The sequence below is a fragment of the Streptomyces sp. SudanB182_2057 genome (assembly GCF_964272715.1).
Lineage (GTDB): Bacteria > Actinomycetota > Actinomycetes > Streptomycetales > Streptomycetaceae > Streptomyces > Streptomyces rubradiris.
Map to the genome: position 1 here is coordinate 2,245,150 of NZ_OZ186798.1, position 18,485 is coordinate 2,263,634.

Annotated in this window: 17 protein-coding genes and 1 pseudogene; 9 read left to right on the forward strand and 9 right to left on the reverse strand. The window is 69.9% G+C overall.

The window, feature by feature from the left end; genetic code table 11:
* Positions 1-158: 158 nt before the first annotated feature.
* Positions 159-494 (forward strand): annotated as a pseudogene (locus ACSURM_RS09455) (site-specific integrase); the annotation flags it as partial.
* A gap of 146 nt (positions 495-640) precedes the next feature.
* On the opposite strand, the gene ACSURM_RS09460 reads toward ACSURM_RS09455, so the two are convergent.
* Positions 641-1,012, reverse strand: coding sequence for a MerR family transcriptional regulator (locus ACSURM_RS09460; RefSeq protein ID WP_436954567.1), 372 nt, complete (start codon positions 1,010-1,012; stop codon positions 641-643).
* A 91-nt stretch (positions 1,013-1,103) separates the two neighbouring features.
* Here ACSURM_RS09460 and ACSURM_RS09465 point away from each other — a divergent pair, with 91 nt between their 5' ends.
* Positions 1,104-2,309, forward strand: coding sequence for an MFS transporter (locus ACSURM_RS09465; RefSeq protein ID WP_436954568.1), 1,206 nt, complete (start codon positions 1,104-1,106; stop codon positions 2,307-2,309).
* Between the two features lie 296 nt (positions 2,310-2,605).
* Here ACSURM_RS09465 and ACSURM_RS09470 read toward each other — a convergent pair whose 3' ends face one another.
* On the reverse strand, positions 2,606-2,908 hold the full coding sequence (locus tag ACSURM_RS09470) for a hypothetical protein (RefSeq protein ID WP_436954569.1): 303 nt from the start codon (positions 2,906-2,908) through the stop codon (positions 2,606-2,608).
* A 216-nt stretch (positions 2,909-3,124) separates the two neighbouring features.
* On the opposite strand from ACSURM_RS09470, the gene ACSURM_RS09475 reads away from it, so the two are divergent.
* Together ACSURM_RS09475 and ACSURM_RS09480 are read left to right on the forward strand one after the other, a co-directional pair.
* Positions 3,125-3,565 carry a MarR family winged helix-turn-helix transcriptional regulator gene (locus tag ACSURM_RS09475; RefSeq protein ID WP_436954570.1) on the forward strand — a complete coding sequence of 147 codons (441 nt, stop codon included), beginning with the start codon at positions 3,125-3,127 and terminating at the stop codon, positions 3,563-3,565.
* An 83-nt stretch (positions 3,566-3,648) separates the two neighbouring features.
* Positions 3,649-4,758, forward strand: coding sequence for an FAD-dependent oxidoreductase (locus ACSURM_RS09480; protein ID WP_436954571.1), 1,110 nt, complete (start codon positions 3,649-3,651; stop codon positions 4,756-4,758).
* Between the two features lie 44 nt (positions 4,759-4,802).
* Here the strand turns inward: ACSURM_RS09480 and ACSURM_RS09485 are convergent, their stop codons facing one another.
* The 6 genes from ACSURM_RS09485 to ACSURM_RS09510 form a co-directional block, all read right to left on the reverse strand.
* Complete coding sequence (locus tag ACSURM_RS09485) at positions 4,803-5,633, reverse strand: hypothetical protein (RefSeq protein WP_436954572.1); 831 nt, start codon at positions 5,631-5,633, stop codon at positions 4,803-4,805.
* An 11-nt stretch (positions 5,634-5,644) separates the two neighbouring features.
* Positions 5,645-6,007 (reverse strand): hypothetical protein, encoded by a 363-nt coding sequence (locus tag ACSURM_RS09490; protein ID WP_436954574.1) that lies wholly within the window; start codon positions 6,005-6,007, stop codon positions 5,645-5,647.
* Positions 5,997-7,751, reverse strand: coding sequence for a hypothetical protein (locus tag ACSURM_RS09495; RefSeq protein WP_436954575.1), 1,755 nt, complete (start codon positions 7,749-7,751; stop codon positions 5,997-5,999). Before ACSURM_RS09495 ends, ACSURM_RS09490 begins: the two co-directional genes overlap by 11 nt.
* 237 nt (positions 7,752-7,988) lie before the next feature.
* On the reverse strand, positions 7,989-8,516 hold the full coding sequence (locus tag ACSURM_RS09500; protein ID WP_436954576.1) for a DUF3291 domain-containing protein: 528 nt from the start codon (positions 8,514-8,516) through the stop codon (positions 7,989-7,991).
* Between the two features lie 251 nt (positions 8,517-8,767).
* The gene (locus ACSURM_RS09505; RefSeq protein WP_436954577.1) at positions 8,768-9,295 is read right to left on the reverse strand and encodes a hypothetical protein; all 528 of its coding nucleotides are present in this window, start codon (positions 9,293-9,295) and stop codon (positions 8,768-8,770) included.
* A gap of 99 nt (positions 9,296-9,394) precedes the next feature.
* Entirely contained in the window at positions 9,395-11,284 is a 1,890-nt protein-coding gene (locus tag ACSURM_RS09510) for a rhamnogalacturonan lyase (RefSeq protein ID WP_436954578.1), read from the reverse strand.
* A gap of 478 nt (positions 11,285-11,762) precedes the next feature.
* Between ACSURM_RS09510 and ctaD the strand changes: the two genes are divergently transcribed.
* The 5 genes from ctaD to ACSURM_RS09535 all read left to right on the forward strand — a co-directional run bounded on the left by ctaD (position 11,763) and on the right by ACSURM_RS09535 (position 17,088).
* Positions 11,763-13,472 carry an aa3-type cytochrome oxidase subunit I gene (gene ctaD, locus ACSURM_RS09515; protein WP_436961012.1) on the forward strand — a complete coding sequence of 570 codons (1,710 nt, stop codon included), beginning with the start codon at positions 11,763-11,765 and terminating at the stop codon, positions 13,470-13,472.
* 3 nt (positions 13,473-13,475) lie between these two features.
* Positions 13,476-14,072 carry a hypothetical protein gene (locus ACSURM_RS09520; RefSeq protein ID WP_436954579.1) on the forward strand — a complete coding sequence of 199 codons (597 nt, stop codon included), beginning with the start codon at positions 13,476-13,478 and terminating at the stop codon, positions 14,070-14,072.
* A gap of 133 nt (positions 14,073-14,205) precedes the next feature.
* Positions 14,206-15,063 (forward strand): maleylpyruvate isomerase family mycothiol-dependent enzyme, encoded by an 858-nt coding sequence (locus ACSURM_RS09525; protein ID WP_436954580.1) that lies wholly within the window; start codon positions 14,206-14,208, stop codon positions 15,061-15,063.
* Positions 15,064-15,278: 215 nt separating this feature from the next.
* Positions 15,279-15,971, forward strand: a complete 693-nt coding sequence (locus tag ACSURM_RS09530) for a response regulator transcription factor (RefSeq protein WP_436954581.1) — start codon at positions 15,279-15,281, stop codon at positions 15,969-15,971.
* Positions 15,949-17,088 (forward strand): sensor histidine kinase, encoded by a 1,140-nt coding sequence (locus ACSURM_RS09535; RefSeq protein ID WP_436954582.1) that lies wholly within the window; start codon positions 15,949-15,951, stop codon positions 17,086-17,088. The genes ACSURM_RS09530 and ACSURM_RS09535 overlap by 23 nt, the downstream gene beginning before the upstream one ends.
* Here the strand turns inward: ACSURM_RS09535 and ACSURM_RS09540 are convergent.
* Positions 17,073-18,185 (reverse strand): lipid II:glycine glycyltransferase FemX, encoded by a 1,113-nt coding sequence (locus ACSURM_RS09540; protein ID WP_436954583.1) that lies wholly within the window; start codon positions 18,183-18,185, stop codon positions 17,073-17,075. The genes ACSURM_RS09535 and ACSURM_RS09540 overlap by 16 nt on opposite strands.
* Positions 18,186-18,485: the final 300 nt, after the last annotated feature.

The window sequence follows — 18,485 nt, forward strand, 5'->3', positions numbered from 1 at the left end:
TCCCACACACCAGTACCGTTGGCGCCGCCCTCCTCCAAAGGAGCGATCACGCCAGCCGCAGCCAGGGCGGGTTTCCACACGTGGGAGTTGAAGTAGTCCCGGTTGATGGCCTTGTGCTCACCTCCCGTCACCAGCGGGTTGTAGGTCTACGGCCGCACATGGCGGTGCGCTCGCGCTTGCTGGTTTTCCTGGTCGAGGAAGGGCTGCGGGAGTCGGACCCGGTCGGCCGAGGCCGCTACACGCCGGGCCGCAAGTTCGGCAGCCACGAGCGCGGGCTGGTGCCCCGCCTGGTCAAGCTGCCGTGGATCCCCGGCGAACAGCAGGGGCTCGACGCTCTGGACGTCGTACGCGAAGAGCCGGTACGGAACCGGGTGATGCTCGCTCTGGCCTACGACGCCACTCTGCGGCGCGAGGAGCTGTGCTCGCTGCGGACCGAGGACGTCGATCCCGCTCACCGGACGCCGCGGAGCAGGGCGGAGACGACGAAGACCCGTCGCGAGCGCGTGGAAAGGCGCGCGGGAGCAGCCGCCAGGCGCAGCCGGCCCGCACCCAGTACGCCAACGCGTCGATCAACTCGCGGCGTGAGTGCTTGGTCGGGCGGCCGGCGTCGCCTGCCTGAACAGGGCTTCTCAGACACCCACTAGGAGGCTCGGATGTCGCGGCGTACGGCGTCGAGGTAGTCGGTGATGGCTTGGTGGTTCTTGGTGAGGCATTCGATTTTTTCGGCCATGCGGTCGCGTTCGCGTTCGAGCGTTGCGACCATGTCTGGCGTGACGTAGGGCAGGTGGATCGTGCGGGGGGTGTTCAGGCAGGGCAGGATCTGCTTGATGATCCGTGTGGGCAGCCCTGCGTCGAGCAGGCCTCGTACCTGGAGAACCCGGTCAACGACGTACTCCTCATAGTCCCGGTACCCGTTGGGCAGTCGATCTGACGCGATCAGTCCCTGCTCCTCGTAGTAGCGCAGCAACCTCACCGGAGTCCGCGTCCGCGTCGACAACTCGCCGATCCGCATATTCCTCTCCTCGCCCCCTGTGCCCGGCTTCGTGTGGCTCAGCGGACACCGATTTGCCCTCACACTAATGTCACCCTTCGATCATAGGGCCATGACACGAACACAGGCTGTGCCATCTCCCTCGATAACGAACGCCCGGCTCCCGCTGGCGGGTCTTCTGGCCTTGGCCGCCACCGGGTTCATCACGCTCCTGACCGAGACGATGCCCGCCGGCCTGCTTCCCGGGATGAGCCGAGACCTGGGTGTGAGCGAGAGTGCTGCCGGGCAGAGCGTCACCGTCTTCGCGATCGGGGCGATCCTCGCCGCGATCCCGCTCACCAAGGCGACGATCGGCTGGCCGCGCCGACACCTGCTGCTGGTGGCGATCGCGGGATTAGCGATCGCCAACACCGTCACCGCGCTCTCCGAGAGCCTCGTACTCACGCTAGCCGCCCGGTGCCTCGGCGGCATCGTCGGCGGGTTGCTCTGGGCGCTGTTGGCCGGGTACGCGGTACGGATGGTTCCCTCACATCAGCGCGGCAAGGCCATGGCGATCGCGATGGGGGGCGCAATCGTCGCCCTGTCCGTCGGAGTTCCTGCCGCGGCGTTTCTGGCCAAGCTCGTCGAGTGGCGATACGCGTTCGGGATCATGACCGTCCTGACGCTCGCGTTGATCGTGTGGGTCCTCGCGGCGGTGCCGAACTTCCCCGGACAGCCCAAGGGTTCACGGCTCCCGCTCACCCGTACCCTCCGCATTCCCGGCGTAGCGCCCGTGCTCTTCGTGACCCTCACGTTCGTGCTCGCCCACAGCATCCTCTACACCTACATCGCCCCGTTCCTCAAGCCGCTCGGCATGGCAGGTCAAGTCGACGCCGTGCTGCTCACCTTCGGTCTGGTGTCGCTGGTGAGCGTCTGGATCGCCGGAGCGCTCGTCCATCGGCACCTGCGCCTCCTCATGATCCTCGCGTGTGTGCTCTTCGCGACATGCGCGCTGCTGCTCGGCATCCTCTCCGGCGTGACTTCGCTCGTCTACGCCAGCGCGGCGCTCTGGGGGCTCGCGTTCGGCGGCACCTCTACCCTGTTGCAGACCGCGGTCGCCGAAGCAGCAGGCGACGCCGGCGATGTCGCCCAAGCACTCCTCACCACCGGATGGAACGTCGGAATCGCCGGTGGTGGCATCATCGGAGGCATCATCCTCAGCGGATTGGGCGCATCCTGGCTGAGTTGGGTCACGCTCGCACTGCTCGTCCCCGCACTCGCCACTGTGCTCGCGGCACACAAATACGGGTTCACCAAGGGCGAGCTCGGCAGCCGCTGAACCACCGCCGCCCCTGGCTGAGACCCGGGAGCAACACCCAGTGGAGCGCTCATGGGTCCGGCGATCCGTACTCACGGAAAGGTATTTCTGCTGAAGTGCGTCTGCCGCCGACTGATGCCCATGTGCAGGCACCCGTACCGCGAATGAGATGGAAAGTAATGCGATCGCGGGAAGCAGAATACGGGTACGGCGTCGCCAGTTCTCGGACAACTCCTGTACCGCACCGATATCCGGCTGACCGGAGCCTCCGACGCTTTCGACCATCGATGCGTGGCCGCCGCAGTCGAAATGGCGATTCACGAATGACGGATACGTAGGATGTATATCACCAGGCGGTCGCTGTACTGTGACTGGATATAGGCTGTTTGATTGAAGGGGCCGGCGAGCAATTGATCGGCCGCTGGTAGGCCAAGGCCGGAATGCCCCAGCCGGCGGGCTGGCGGCACGATCGATTCGACGGCCTCCTGCGCCTCCGAGGCGTAGAAGTGCCGCAGGGCGCGGAAGCCATGTTCACGGGACGGCTCCCCCACACGTGCACCGCTGGCGCTGTCCTCGGCAGCGCCGTCCACGACCACGGCGTCCTGCCCGACCTCACCCATCGGCCCGGCGGACGCGACCGCGACCGGGCCGCGGCAGCCGCACACCAGTACCTAGCCGGTCACTTCACCGAGGCCCGCACCCATCTGATCCGCGCCGCCCGGCACTCGCGTCGGGCCGCGGACACCCGCGCGGCGCCACCCGCTGTCGCCCCGTCTTCCCCACAGGCGAGCCCGGCCGACTTGATTGTTAGCACTGCAATGGTTAGCGTGTTAAATATGACTGGTGTGCAGCGGGAGAGCACGTTGGAGCTGATGCGGTGGGTTGTGTGGGGGCAGCGACGCATCGCTGACGACTGGATACGGGAACGCGGCCTCACGCACGAGCAGAGTGCCGTGCTGGCGTACCTGTCGAAGAACCCGGACGCCATTCAGCGTGACGTCGCACGAGCCATGCGCACCAGTGCGCCGAGCGTCTCGCGGCTCCTGGCCGGACTCGAGCGGCGCGGACTCGTAGCCCGCCAGACGCAGGAAGACGACACGCGGAGCCGTCGGGTGCGGGTCACTCCAGCGGGCTCCGAACTGATCCAGGGCTTCGAAGAGGCCATGGACCGCGTCGAGGAGTCGATCCTCGCACCGCTGGGCGCCGCGGGGCGGGCGCGACTGCATGAATCGCTGGAACAGCTCGCCTCCCGGATCGAGCCACCCGGCTCTCCCTGACCCGGCCCTACTGCTCCGCTCGGCGGCCGGCGGCCTCGCGGCCAGGACCGCCGGTTCGTCCACCAGCGGTAAGGAACGCGTGCATGACTCAGATCACCATCATCGGTGCCGGTCTTGCGGGACTGACACTGGCACGGACCCTGGCAGTTCATGGGATCCCGTCCACTGTGTACGAGGCGGAGGCGTCTGCTCAGGCCCGGGGGCAAGGCGGCATGCTCGACATCCACGACTACAACGGACAGCACGGGATCCATGCCGCCTGTCTGATGGACGGCTTCCGGTCCCTCGTCCTCGAAGGCCGTCAGGCGTCCCGCGACGTGGCGCCCGACGGCACCATCCTGGCGGACCAGCCCGATGACCCCGCCGGAGGCCGCCCCGAGGTGCAGCGCGGCGAGCTGCGACAGTTGCTGCTGGAATCCCTGCCTGCCGGCAGCATCGTCTGGGGCCACAGGACTCGGAGCGTCCGGACCCTCGCCGACGGCCGTCACGAAGTGACCTTCGTCAACGGATCGACGATTGTCACCGACATCCTCGTCGGTGCCGACGGTGCCTGGTCGAAGGTCCGACCGCTGCTCTCCGATGCCACACCCGCCTATGCCGGACGCTCGATGGTCGAGACGTATCTGTTCGAGAGCGACACCCGGCACCCCGCAACCCTGGCGCTGGTCGGCGGCGGGTCGATGACCGCCTACGACGAAAGCACCCGCATCGGTCTCGGCGTACAGCGCGAGCGCGGGGACACCCTGCACTCGTACGCCATGTTCGACCAACCGCTCGACTGGTTCAGCCACATAGACTTCGAAGACGGTCCTGCCGCCGCCCGCACCGTCGCGGCGATGTTCGAGGGGTGGGCGCCGGAGCTCGTCGCCCTGGTCGCGGACAGCGACATCCCGCCGATCTTCCGCCCCTTGTACGGGCTGCCGATCGGGCACCGCTGGGAACACGTACCTGGGGTCACGCTCATCGGAGACGCCGCCCACCTGGCACCGCCGGACGGCGAAGGAGCGAACTGGGCGCTCTTCGACGCAGGTTGGCTCGGCAACGCCATCGCAGAACAGCCCGAGGACATCGACGCGGCCGTCCGCGCCTACGAAGCCGCGCTCTTCCCGCGGAACATCGACACCGCGACCGCCGCCGCAGCCTTCTACCCTGGATTCACATCCGGCACAACGCCTACAGACCAGGCCCTCTGACTGTTCGTCAGGTCATCGCGCCCCACAACCACCACAGACGCTCCCTAGGAGGTCCCGCAGTCTGTCTCCGGAGGGCAGAAGTGACTCGTCGCCGTCTCGACGATGGAACGTTCTTCGGTCAGGTCCGGGTCGTCGGCCTGCCAGGCGGCCACGCTGTACTGTTCACCGTCGGCCGCTCGGAAGCGGATGTCGACGACATACCAGGTCCCGTCCGTTCCCTCGTCGAGGCGGTACTCCAGGCGTCGGCCGGTGGCGGTGTCCCGCTCGAAGGGTTCGGGGTCGGCCAGTTGCCCGAACCCCTCCCGTCGGCCGACCGCTTCGATGGATTCCTCAAGGGTGGCCTCGGCCGCCTTGGACACGACGAGGTAGCGCGCCGCGTCCTCCGGCGCCTCATAGGACACCCAGAACGTACCGCCCGATCCGTCCGGGGTGCCTCGCTTCCACCCCTCGGGAACCGCTGTGCTGAAGCCCTCCGCGTCGTGGACCAGCTGGTAGCCCTCGGGCAGGGCGGCACCGGCCGGAGTGGTGGCCCCGGCGGACGGCTCACCGCCGGCCCGGTCGTCGCCGCGGGACACCGCCGGGGATGCCGAGGAGCCGACCCGGTCGGTCCGGCCGTCCCCGGCGATCCGGGTCACCACCGCACCGGCGACCACGACTGCGGCCACGACCACGGCGGCCACCGCCCACAGGCCGCGGCGGCCGGCCCGCGGGGTGCCGCCGCCCGGAGCGGGGGCCGCCGGGACCGGCCGGGCGGTGTCCGGCGGACCGGCCGGCCGCGCCGGGGAAGGCGACACCCCGGCGGGCGGCGGACCGGGGTCACCTCGCTCGTCCCACCGCTGGGCGTCCTCGTTCCAGTAGCGCCCCGCCCCGCTCATCGCACCCGTCCTCACATCCCGAGCAGCCCCGCGACCGCTCCCGCCGAGGACAGCACGGTGGTCAGGGAGGCCGCGTCGGTGAGCAGTTCCCGCAGCCGTCGCAGACGGCGCTCGTCCGCGCTTCCGGCGCGAACGATCTCCACCTCCGTGTCGGCGAGGGCCTCGTCCAGGCCGGCGGTCTCCTCGCTCGCCCGCACCCTGACCAGATCCGCTCTCAGCTGCTGCACAGCGACCAGGAGTTGCTCGGTGTGGTCATCGCGCGGCGACGACGGCGTACCGTGATGGCTCTCCGCCCGCGCGTGACTGCCGATGGCGAAGGTGCTGCCGGACACGTCGCCGATGGTGATGTGGGGCTGAGGCTGTTCATCGGCCATCGCCGGCTCCCCTCTGCGGCACCGAATGCGCGCCGCTGGTAGTGGCATGGGCGTGGGCGCCGATGGCGAAGGTGCCGCCCACGACCGAATCGATGTTGACGCCGCCGTTGCTGATGTGGACGATCTTCTGGGCGAATTCACCGGTTTGGTATCCGGCTTCCGCCAGCGCCGCCTTGACCCCGTAGGCGATGCGGTCCTGCACGCTCTTCAGATAGCGGTCGACGTCCATGCTCTGGAACAGCGACCCGGCGGGCTCCGCGGCGAGTTCGCGTACCGACAGGGCCGGTCCGCCGGGCTGGGTGCCGTCGGCCTCACCGGTGAGCCGGCGCCAGCCTCGCAGGGCGTGACGGCCGAGCGTCATCAGGGCCTCTCCGGGCGCCCCGGCCACCAGGGTGAAGATGTGCACGGTCTTGCCGAAGGCGTTCATGTCGGCGAAGCGATAGGCGAGATGATCGGCGTCCTTGAAGTCCGCCCGTACCGGCAGGAGCGCGTGCGGGGCGATCTCGAGCATCAGCATCCGGCCCTGCGTGTGGATGCGCACGAAGACCGTGACGACCAGGCCCTCCTCCCAGCCGTCGACCCTGACGCGCAAGAAGTGCCGGCGTTTCTCACCGCCTTCCTCCACGGCCCGCGCCCGGTGGGCCTCGAACGACGCCTGGTCGTACGGCGCCTCCTCACGGTGCCGCAGCCCTTCCGCCGGCAGGAACACACACTCGTCGATCCGCAGATCGCGGAGCCGGTCCCGTACGACCCGGCCGCTCCCCTCGGCGGACTCCGCCACTTCGCGCAGTTGCTCGATGAAGGGGCGCATCGCGGCGAGAACCGTCGTGTTCCCGAAGGCCCGTGTCTGCCTCGTTCCGTTCGGCCGCAGTTCGACCGCGAGGACCCAGGGGTCCTGGGCGGTACCGGCACCGCAGAAGGGGTGTGCCTCGTGGTACATCACCAGCGGGGAGTGCTGCTCGCGTCGGATGCGGCGTGCGACCCGCAGGAAGCGCCGTCCCTGGAACCGCTCGGCCCGGTCGACGGCGGCGCTCGCGAAGCCTCGCAAGGACAGCTCGCCGCGCAGCACCCGCACGAAGTGCAGCTCCCGCCCGGCGACGCACACCCCCAGTGCCAGCAGCACCGCCAGCGAGAGCCATGCCTCCCACGGCCGGATGTCGGGGGTCACGAAATCCAGCACGGTGAGCAGGGCGGAGCGCTTGCCGGGCGCCTTCCCGGTCCCCGCCTCCTCCCCGGCCCCGACCTCCTTCTCGGCCGTCCCTCCCAGGCCCTGCACCACGCTGTAGTACACCAGGTAGGCGAGGAGCAGCCGTCCGACCCAGCGCAGCACGAAGGACGGCAGGCGTCGGTGGACCGGCGGGGCGTCCGCGATGCCCCTGATCGCCTTTCCGAACGTCATCAGCAGCCCGGGAATCACCAGGATCAGCAGCCAGCGGGAGGCCACCGCTCCGAGCGCCATGAGCAGGGTGACCGCGACGGCCCAGGCCAGCTCCACCCGCCGGGCGCGCAGCGCGTGAGCCAGGACCCGGGCGGCGTCGAACCCGAACGAGGGCGCCACCACCCGCTGTTCGCTCACGTACAGCTCGTCGATCACCTGATCGCGGTACTTGGTGTCCAGGTAGGTTCCCGCGCAGAGCAGGCGGCAGGCCTCGCTCACCCGCGGGGCGACGGCCGGTGGCCGTGTGGGGACGCGCGGTGTCTGCTGCGGCGGTAAGGGCTGCGACGGCACGCGGTCGGTACTCAATGCGCTCCTCAGCGGAAAGCCTTGTGCGACATGCCGGTCAAGGGCCTTCAGCATAGGGCGGCGGCAGAGGGGCGACCCATGAAACGCGGTGACTCGTCATGCCGTCAGGCGGGGCACGGCGGGGCGGAGTCCGCGCGGACCCACGCAAGGGTGTGGGGTGCCGCCCTGCCGGGCGTCCCGGAGCGGGTACGGGACCGCGCCCTCAGCGGTCCGCTGCCCGTCTCCCGCCCGGCACGGCTACGGCGTCACGGCCGGTGTTCCGTCCGGGGCGAACGAGTGGCGGAAGGTGAAGGCGTGTGGCGCGGCGCCGTGTTCGTGGAGGTGCTCCAGCCGGGCGGCCCCGTCCTGCCAGGTGGGTATCGCGCCGTCGGAGATCCACCAGAACACGTGGTTCGGGTGCGGTGTCCGCTCGAACCAGTCGTAACGCCTGTTCAGCGCCTCGCGGTGCAGGCCGGTGTAGACGGCGTCGAAGGCGGGGCGCAGGCCGGTCCACAGGGAGAGGGTCGTGGCCAGGGCGGTGGTCTCGGCCGTCCGGCCCTTGTCGTACCAGGCCGGTACGGCGAACTCGCCCCACGCGCCCCAGTCCGCCTCGAAGAGCACGCCCCGGGCGCCGTCCGCCGCTTCGGCGTGGGCGAGGTATCCGGGCTGCCGGCTGATCTCCGGGTAGACGGCCCCGCCGATGTCGTAGAACTCCTGCGTGGCGGGTGCGGGATCGGCGAGCGGTGACTTCAGGACGCCGAACGTGTACAGAGCAAGGTGGGGCATGCGTCTCTCCCTGGCTGGGGGTGCCTGATGCGGACCCGGTCCGGCGGACGGCTCAGCCCGGGGCGACAACCCCTGCGCGACCGTGGACAACCGCCGAAGACCAGCCGAAGGTAGCCCCCCGCGCGAGCCCTGTCGAAGTTGCGTTTTCCCCGCGCGAATGGCCTCCCGCGCAGGTCCCGGCGGGGCGGTGATGTCGCGCAGGCCCAGGGCACGATGGTGTGCCGTGCTTCCCGCAGCTCCGGAATGACGGCTTACAGTTGGTCCCCCACCATGGCTGGTTCCGGAGGATGCTGCCCGCCCCCGTCCTTGCTGTCCTGCTCGCAGGTTCTTCCGTCGTAGGACTGGTCGTTGGGGATCAACAGCACTCCGGCGACCTGCGCCGGGTGCTCGACGGCGAGCCAGTCGTCGCCCGTGAGGTCACCGTCCCGTCCGCGCGCCTGGGACGGGTAGACCGTCTGGCACATCAACGCCACGCGCTCCTTGTCGACCGCGCAGGCGTCCACCGCGGGGCCGGACCGCTCGTCGGCGCCGTCGAAGCGGTAGCGGAAGTGGACCTGGTCGCCTTCGGACGGCACCTGCGGGTGGGGCTCGAGGCGCCAGTCGACGACCTCGGCGGTGACACCGAGGGGCCGCCCGGAGGTGTCCACGACCCGTACCCTGGCACCGGCCTCCCCTCGCTCCGCGGTCGTGTCGGTGCAGCTCCAGAGGGAGGAGCACCCGGACAGGGCGAGCATCACCAGCGCCAGGGGGACACCGGCGAACACACGGGCGCGGAACACCGAGGCGACCTCCAGTCAGTGCGGAGCGGAGAGTGTACTCGCCCCGGCGGGAGCTCCACCCTGGCCCCGGACTCCAACCAAGCTGCTGTTACTGGCCGTTCAGGGCGTGTAGACGGTGGGCCGGGGTGCGGAGGGCATGTTGGCGCCGAGGAAGAAGCTGGGGTGTGGGGGCTGGTTGTACGCGGTGTTCTGCCAGGCCAGCGCCGTACGGTACTGGGTGTCGTGGAGCAGGGTGGTGATCCTGGTGCCGGTCTGGTGCGGTGTCGAGTAGATCCGCAGGGCGCGGTTGTCGGCGGTCCGCCAGACGACCTCCTCGCGCCAGTCGCCGAGGATGTCCCCGGACAGCGCGGGCGTGGACTTGGTGCCGTTGTTGGCGGAGACACCGGAGCCGGTCAGCAGCCGGGTGTCGCCGGAGGTGCCGTACTTGTCGACGCGGGTGCCGTCGAGGAGTTCGCGGACGGTGTCGCCGTCCCACCACGACAGGAAGTTGACGCTGGAGGGCTCGCGGCCGAGGGCGGCGCCGGTCGCCGAGCGCAGGGTGGTGTCGGAGGCCGACCACGCCTCGGCGCCCGGACTGCCGGCGTAGATGTCACCGGCGACGCCACGGCCGTTGTCGGCGCCGGAGGCCGTCTGCCACAGGACCTGTCCGGTGCGGGCGTCGGCCATCCAGGAGCCCGGCTTGCCCGAGTCCTCGTCGACCTTGAAGTACTCAAGGCCGGGCCGGGCGGGGTCGAGGTCGCCGAGGTGGGCCGCGTCGCCGTGGCCCAGCCGGGTGGTCCACAGGCCGGCGCCGTTGTCGTCCACGGTCATCGCGCCGTAGACGATCTCGTCCTTGCCGTCGGCGTCCACGTCGGCCACGGACAGGGCGTGGTTGCCCTGACCGTCGTACCCCTTGCCGGAGTTGGTGGAAGAGTTGGTGTCGAAGGTCCAGCGGCGGGTGAACCGGCCGTCCCGCCAGTCCCAGGCGGCGATGACGGTACGGGTGTAGTAGCCGCGCGCCATGATCAGGGAGGGGCGGGCGCCGTCCAGGTAGGCGGTGCCGGCGAGGAAGCGGTCGACGCGGTTGCCGTAGGAGTCGCCCCAGGAGGAGACCGTGCCGCGGGCCGGGACGTAGTCGACGCTCTGCATCGCCTTGCCGGTCTGGCCGTTGAACATGGTCAGGTACTCGGGGCCGGACAGGATGTAGCCGCCGGAGTTGCGGTGGTCGGCGGAGGCGTCGCCGACGACCGCGCCGGTGCCGTCCCGGGTGCCGTCGGCGGTCTTCATCGCCACCTCGGCCTTGCCGTCGCCGTCGTAGTCGTACACCTGAAACTGGGTGTAGTGGGCGCCGGAGCGGATGTTGCGGCCCAGGTCGACGCGCCACAGGCGGGTGCCGTCCAGCCGTACGCCGTCGATGTAGGTGTTGCCGGTGTAGCCGGACTGGGAGTTGTCCTTGGCGTTGGTCGGCTGCCACTTCAGGACCAGGTCGAGTCGGCCGTCGCCGTCGAGGTCGCCGGTACTGGCGTCGTTGGCCTCGTAGGTGTACGCCACTCCGTCCGGGGTGGTGCCGCCGGCCGGCGGGGTGATCGGTACGTCGAGATAGCCGGGCCGGAACTGGAGGGCGTGCTCCGAGGCGGGCTGCTCGGTGCCGCCCACCACCGCGCGGACCGTGTAGTCGGCCGAGTCGGGGGCGCCGGAGTCGAAGTAGTTCGTGGCGGCGGTGACGGGCGAGGAGTTGAGCTTGGTGCTGCCCCGGTAGACGTTGAAGGCCACGTCGTTGGGGTCGGTGGCGAGCCAGCGCCAGGACACCAGGTTGCCGCCGCTGGTGTGGACGCTGGTCAGGCCCCGGTCCAGGCGTTCCACCTGGCGCGCGGTCACCGCGTGCGCGGTCCCCGGCAGTCCGGCGAGCGCGGTGGCGGCCAGCGCGGCGGCGGTGAGGCCGACGGTCAGCCGGTGTCTCGTGTTGCGGGAGCGGCGGGGGGTGGGGGCAGGCGGGTGTGCGTCGGTCACGATGACCTCCGAGGGGTGGGGGGCGCGGCCGGCAGTGCGCTCGCGCGGATATGGGAACGCTCCCACGCCGTGTGAGGTTAGGGACGCCCTGATGCCCGGTCAAGGATTCTGACGGGGTTCGTGTTCGTCCTTGTTCAGATTCGTTTCTTTCCAGGGGCAGCCCGGCACGTCCGCCCCTGACACGGCATCCGCCGGAGCGCCCGCTCGTACCGCGGCGGCCGGCAGGGCCGTTGGACCCCTCGCGGTGCCCGGCAGGGCCGTTGGACCCCTCGCGACGGCCAGCAGGGCCGTTGGGCCCCTCGCGGCAGCCGAGCCGGGGACTGTTCAGCCCATCCGCTCCCGGTATCCCCCGGACGATCATGGGTCGGCGGCCGGGAAGGCCCTGTCCACACCCGCGTCCACAGCGCTTTCCGGTCCGCCGTCCGCCATGGCAGAACGTCTCCATGGCACAAGGGAAGGACACCGTCCGGTGGACGAGATGCAGCGACAACAGCCGGATACAGCGAGCCCGTTGGGCGGTGCGGCGGCGGAGACCCCCGCCCTCGTGCGACCGGCCCGGCCTGGGCAACGGGCGGGGGGCGAAAGGCCGTCCTGGGCCGACTGGCTGACGACCACCGACCACAAGAAGATCGGAACGCTGTACCTGGTCACCGCGTTCGTGTTCTTCCTCGTCGGCGGCGTGATGGCCCTGCTGATGCGTGCGGAGCTGGCCCGGCCCGGCTTGCAGATCATGTCGAACGAGCAGTTCAACCAGGCATTCACCATGCACGGCTCGATCATGCTGCTGATGTTCGCCATGCCGCTGTTCACCGGCTTCGCCAACTGGATCATGCCCCTGCAGATTGGCGCGCCGGACGTGGCCTTCCCCCGGCTGAACATGCTGGCCTACTGGCTCTTCCTGTTCGGCTCGGCGATCGCGGCCTTCGGCTTCCTGACACCGGGCGGCGCCGCCGACTTCGGCTGGTTCCTTTACGCCCCGCTGTCGGACGCGGTCCACTCCCCCGGCCTCGGCGCCGACCTGTGGATCATGGGCGTGGCCCTGTCCGGTTTCGGCTCGATCCTCGGCGCGGTCAACTTCATCACCACGATCATCTGCATGCGCGCCCCCGGCCTGACCATGTTCCGGATGCCGATCTTCACCTGGAACGTGCTGCTGACCGCCGTCCTGGTGCTGATCGTCTTCCCGGTGCTCGCGGCCGCGCTGTTCGCGCTGGAGATGGACCGCAAGTTCGGCAGCCATGTCTTCGACGCGGCCAACGGCGGAGCGCTGCTGTGGCAGCACCTGTTCTGGTTCTTCGGCCACCCCGAGGTCTACATCCTGGCGTTGCCGTTCTTCGGCATCGTGTCCGAGGTGATACCCGTCTTCAGCCGGAAGCCGATGTTCGGTTACATGGGGCTGGTCGCCGCGACGATCTCGATCGCCGGTCTGTCGGTCACGGTGTGGGCCCATCACATGTACGTCACCGGCGGGGTGCTGCTGCCGTTCTTCTCCTTCATGACGTTCCTGATCGCCGTGCCGACCGGGGTGAAGTTCTTCAACTGGATCGGCACGATGTGGAAGGGCAGCCTGTCCTTCGAGACCCCGATGCTGTGGACGATCGGCTTCCTCGTGACGTTCCTCTTCGGCGGGCTGACCGGCGTCATCCTGGCCTCACCGCCGATGGACTTCCATCTCTCCGACTCCTACTTCGTCGTCGCCCACTTCCACTACACGGTGTTCGGCACGGTCGTGTACGCGATGTTCGCCGGATTCCACTTCTGGTGGCCCAAGTTGACCGGCAAGATGCTCGACGAGCGCCTCGGCAAGATCACCTTCTGGACGCTCACGGCCGGCTTCCACACCACCTTCCTGGTGCAGCACTGGCTCGGCGCCGAGGGCATGCCCCGCCGCTACGCCGACTACCTGGCCACCGACGGCTTCACCGCTCTCAACTCCCTTTCCACGATCGGCTCGTTCCTGCTCGGCCTGTCGATCCTGCCGTTCTTCTACAACGTCTGGAAGACGGCCAGGTACGGCAAGCCGGTCGAGGCCGACGACCCGTGGGGCTACGGCCGCTCGCTGGAGTGGGCGACCTCCTGCCCGCCGCCCCGGCACAACTTCGTCACCCTGCCCCGTATCCGCAGCGAGTCCCCGGCCTTCGACCTGCACCACCCCGAGATCGCGGCGCTCGAAGAGGCGAGGGGGTAGGCCATGGCCCACGCCGTGTCCGCCCTCGCCGCCGGGACGCTGACCGCGGCGGGCGGTGTCTGGTACCTCCCCGCCCTGGCCGACCTGCGCGCCGGAGCCGACCGCCCCGCGTCCCACCGCCAGGCCGCGGCGGCCTGCCTCACCGGCTGGGGGACGATCGGGGTCGCCGCGGTGCTGCTTCTGGTCGCCGAGCCCTGGTGGATCCCCTGTGCGGCCGTGGTGACGGGTGCCGTCCTCACGACGGGTCTCCGGGTACGCGCGGCCATACGGCGCCGACGCGAAACCGAGGAGGCCGCACACCACTGGGCGCGGTTGTGCCCCGCCCGACCCCTGGACCGCACCTCACATCGGCACAAGGTCGTCGCCGCCCTGATCGGCTCCGGGGTGGCCGCCGCCACGGCCACCGCGGTGCTCGTCGCGGCACTCGCCAAACCCGCGCACGACAGCGGCCCCCGGATGATCGACGCGTGGCCCCCCGCCGTCGTGGCACTGTTCCTCGCCGCCGCACTCGCCCGTACGCGGACCCGCCGCCACCGGCACTCAGACGCGGCGGATCGCCGTGCGGTCAGCTCACCGGGGGCGGGACGGCGCGCCGGATAGCGGTGGGTGCGCGGCCCGGTCTCCCCGGAGCGGCCGGCTGCGACATGGCCGACCTCGTCACCTGGGGCTGATGAGAGTCGCCGTAGCGGGATCGCCGTTGGCGAAGCGGTCATCCGGTTGGCAGGCTTCAGCCATGAACACCCGGTTCAAGGACATGCCGAGCCATTCCTGGCTCGGTGCTCCGATCGATGCCCGCCCGCTGTTCGCCCCGGAGCAGGCCGCGCTGATGGCCACGCTGCGCGGCCTGGCGCCCGCCGACTGGGACAGGGAGGCGGTCCCGGGCTGGACGGTCCGAAATCTCGCCGCACACGTCCTGGGCGACTTCTACGGGCGTCTCGCCCGGGACCGCGACGGCCACCACGACGGCCCCGCTCTCGCTCCGGGCGAGACGCTGGAAGCGTTCATCCACCGCGTCAACCAGGAATGGGTCGACGCCTGCCGCCGGGTGAGCCCGACGGCGCTCATCGACACCCTCGACCTGATCGGCGGGCAGGTGGCCCGTTTCTTCGAAGCCACCGACCCCGACGCGCCGTCGCTGGGGGTGTCCTGGGCCGGGATCGATCCGGCACCGATGTGGCTGGACAGCGCCCGCGACTTCACCGAGTTCTGGACCCACCGCCAGCAGATCCGCCACGCCGTCGGCCAAGGCACCGATCACGATCCGCGACCCCTGTCCATCGTCCTGGACACCTTCATGCGGGCCCTGCCCCACACCCTGCGCGAGGTCACCGCGTCGGCCGGTACGCGGGTCCAGGTGCGGATCGACGGCCCGGCCGGCGGCACCTGGACCGCGACGGCCACCCAGGACCACTGGTCACTCGACCAGCCTGACGCCGAACACCCCGCCGCGCTCGTCCGCCTGGACGCGGAAACAGCCTGGCGCCTGTGCACCCGCGGCATCCAGCCGGACGCCGCCATGGCTCGCGCCCGCATCGACGGCGACCGTGAACTGGCCGAGGCGGCCTGCCAGATCGTGTCCATCGTCTACTGACGTCGATCAGTTCCCGGCGGACACACGCAGCGGTGGCCGGCGGCTCCCAGAACGACACCCCCACACCCGTACGCACGCGTCAGACGAGCCGCGGGCCGGCCGGTCGGTACGCGGGCGCGGGCGAGCGTGACTCCAGGCGTAGGGGCCCGGCGTTGCCGGCCCGTATCCGGTTTTCGATACGCCGGCGATATGGCACCGGCTCGTAGCATGAGGCCATGCGCGTCTTAGTCGTCGAGGACGAGCCCTACATGGCGGAGGCCATCCGCGACGGGCTGCGCCTGGAAGCCATCGCGGCCGACATCGCAGGGGACGGTGACACCGCTCTGGAGCTGCTGAGCACCAACACCTACGCCATCGCCGTCCTGGACCGGGACATCCCCGGACCCAACGGTGACGAGATCGCCAAGCACATCGTCGCCTCCGGCAGCGGCATGCCGATCCTCATGCTGACCGCCGCCGACCGGCTCGACGACAAGGCCACCGGGTTCGAGCTCGGCGCCGACGACTACCTCACCAAGCCCTTCGAGCTGCGGGAACTCGTGCTCAGGCTCAGGGCGCTCGACCGCAGGCGCGCCCACAGCAGACCACCCGTGCGTGAGATCGCGGGCCTGTGTGTGGATCCCTTCCGCCGCGAGGTCTACCGCGATGGCCGCTACATCGCGCTCACCAGGAAGCAGTTCGCCGTGCTCGAAGTCCTCGTCGCCGCCGAAGGCGGTGTCATCAGTGCGGAGGAGTTGCTGGAGCGCGCGTGGGACGAGAACGCGGACCCGTTCACCAACGCCGTGCGCATCACGGTCTCGGCCCTGCGCAAACGCCTCGGCGAGCCCTGGCTGATCGCCACCGTGCCCGGAGTCGGCTACCGCATCGACACGGGAGCGGACGCCGATGGCCGGACGGCGCGTGGCTAGACGACCGGGGCTGAGCGTCCGCCTCAAACTCACCCTCAGCTACGCCGGGTTCCTCGTGGTCTCGGGCGCCCTGCTGCTCGCCGCCGCGTGGATGTTCCTTCTGCGGGAAAGGTCGAACAGCTTTGCCGTCCCCGATCGGTCCGACTTCCTGCGCGTCTTCGACCCGACCAACTTCGGTCCGGTCGTCTTCGTCCCGGCGGGGATCATGGCGCTGGCGTTCTTGCTGGTGTTCGGTCTCGTGGGCGGGTGGATCCTGGCCGGCCGGATACTCGCTCCGCTGACACACATCACCGACGCCACCCGCCAAGTGGCGAACGGGCCGCTTTCCTACCGGATACGCCTGCCGGGCCGCCACGACGAGTTCCGTGAACTCGCCGACTCCTTCGACATGATGCTCGCGCGGTTCGAAGCCCACGTCGCCGAGCAGCAGCGGTTCGCGGCCAACGCCTCTCATGAACTGCGCACGCCGCTGGCGGTCACCCAGGCGCTTCTCGACGTGGCCCGCGACGACCCGGACCGCGACATCGGCGAGCTTGTCGAGCGGCTGCGCGTGGTCAACACCCGGGCGATCGACCTCACGGAAGCGCTGCTCCTGCTCAGCCGCGCCAGCCAGCGGTCCTTCACCAGGGAACACGTCGACTTGTCCCTCCTGGCGGAAGAAGCCACGGAAACCCTCCTGCCCTTGGCGGAGAAGCGCGGCGTCACCATCGAAACCTCCGGCGAGATGAGCGTCACCCTCGGCTCCCAGGCGCTCCTGCTACAGCTGACCACGAACCTCGTGCACAACGCGATCGGCCACAATCTGCCTGGCCGGGGCGTCGTATGGGTGAACACCAGCGCCCGCCCCGACGCTGCCGTGCTCACTGTCGAGAACACCGGCGAGAAGCTCACCTCGCAGTTGGTCTCGACACTCACCGAGCCGTTCCGGCGCGGCACCGAACGCCTGCACACCGGCCACGCGGGTGTCGGTCTCGGCCTGGCGATCGTCAAGAGCATCGCCCAGGCGCACGACGGGACCCTCACGCTCACCCCCCGCCCCGCCGGCGGGCTGCGCGTCACGGTGGAACTGCCCGCCGTCGGCCGTGGTCGGCCGCCGCGGCCTCAACGGGACATGTAGACGTCGAATGCCTTGTAGAGCAGGCGATTCAGCGGCAGGTCCCACTCGCCGAGGTACTCCACGGCTTCGCCGCCGGTGCCGACCTTGAACTGGATCAGGCCCAGGTGCGGGGAGTCCTTGTCCACGGTGTCGGTGATGCCGCGCAGGTCGTACACCGTGCATCCGGCGGCCAGCGCATCGGTGATCATCCTCCACTGCACGGCGTTCGACCCGCGTACCTCCCGTTTGGCCGTGGCCGAGGCGCCGTAGCTGTACCAGGCGTGTCCGCCGACCCGGATCCAGATGGTGGAGGCGACGAGGTCGCCTTCGTGGTGGGCGAGGTAGAGCCGGATCCGGTCCTCGTCCTCGGCCGACAGCGCGTGGAACATGGCCGGGAAGTAGCCGAACGGCCGCGGGACGAAGTGATCACGTTCCGCGGTCTCGAGGTAGACGCGGTAGAAGTCGGGCAGGTCCTCGACGCCGCCCTGGGTCACGATGACGCCCGCTCTGCCGGCCTTCTTGATGTTGCGCCGCCAGAGCTGGTTCATCCCCTGCAGAAGTCGCTCTTCGTCGTTGCCGGCCAGCGGGAGCCGGAAAACCCGGCGCGGCTGCCCGGCGGAGAATCCCGCTGCTTCCTTCGGCGGGCGCCAGCCCAGCTCCAGCAGCTGGTCGCGGGCCCGGACGGCGGTCTCACCGACCGTGTCCGGCGGCACGTCGCCGAGTCTGGTGACCGCCGGGTCGGCGATCGCGGCCTTGACCGTCTCGGCACTCCAGGTACGGGCCACCGCCGTCGACCCGATGCGTATGGCGAAGGCGCCGGAGCGCTTGAGGTGCTCCACCAGCGGGCCGAGCCAGCCGGCCAGATCGTCCGAGGCCCAGTCGATCACCGGTCCTTCGGGCAGGTACGCCAGCGACGTCCTGAACCCGGGCAGCCGCCGGTACAGCACCAGGCCCGCGCCGACCAGTAGACCGCGGTGGTCGAACCAGCCCAGCGACTGCGACCCCCACCCGCTCTTCACCGACGCCCAGGCCGGGGTCTGCAGGAAACTCACCGCGGGCTGCGCCGCGTTGAACGCGGCGTGATCGCTCGCCGTGATGACCCGTACCCGGTATGCCACATCCGCTCCTACCTGTCGTTGCCCGGTCGATCCGCCGGTACATCGGGGTGTCCGGACACGAGCGCGGCGGCGACCTCGTCGAGGCGCGCCCAGCGGAATGCCTTGGCCGGCTCGCTGTTGTCCATGCCTCCAGCCAAGAGGGTGTGATGTTGCCGGAGCGTATGCGGTTTCCGATACGGCGACGATATTCTGCCGGGCCGCCCCGGTCCTGCTTCGGGACCGCCCGGTGAAGGCGACGGGCCCGCATATCGTCGGCGTATCAAAAAACGCATACGCGTCGGCAACGCCACGTTCTCTTTT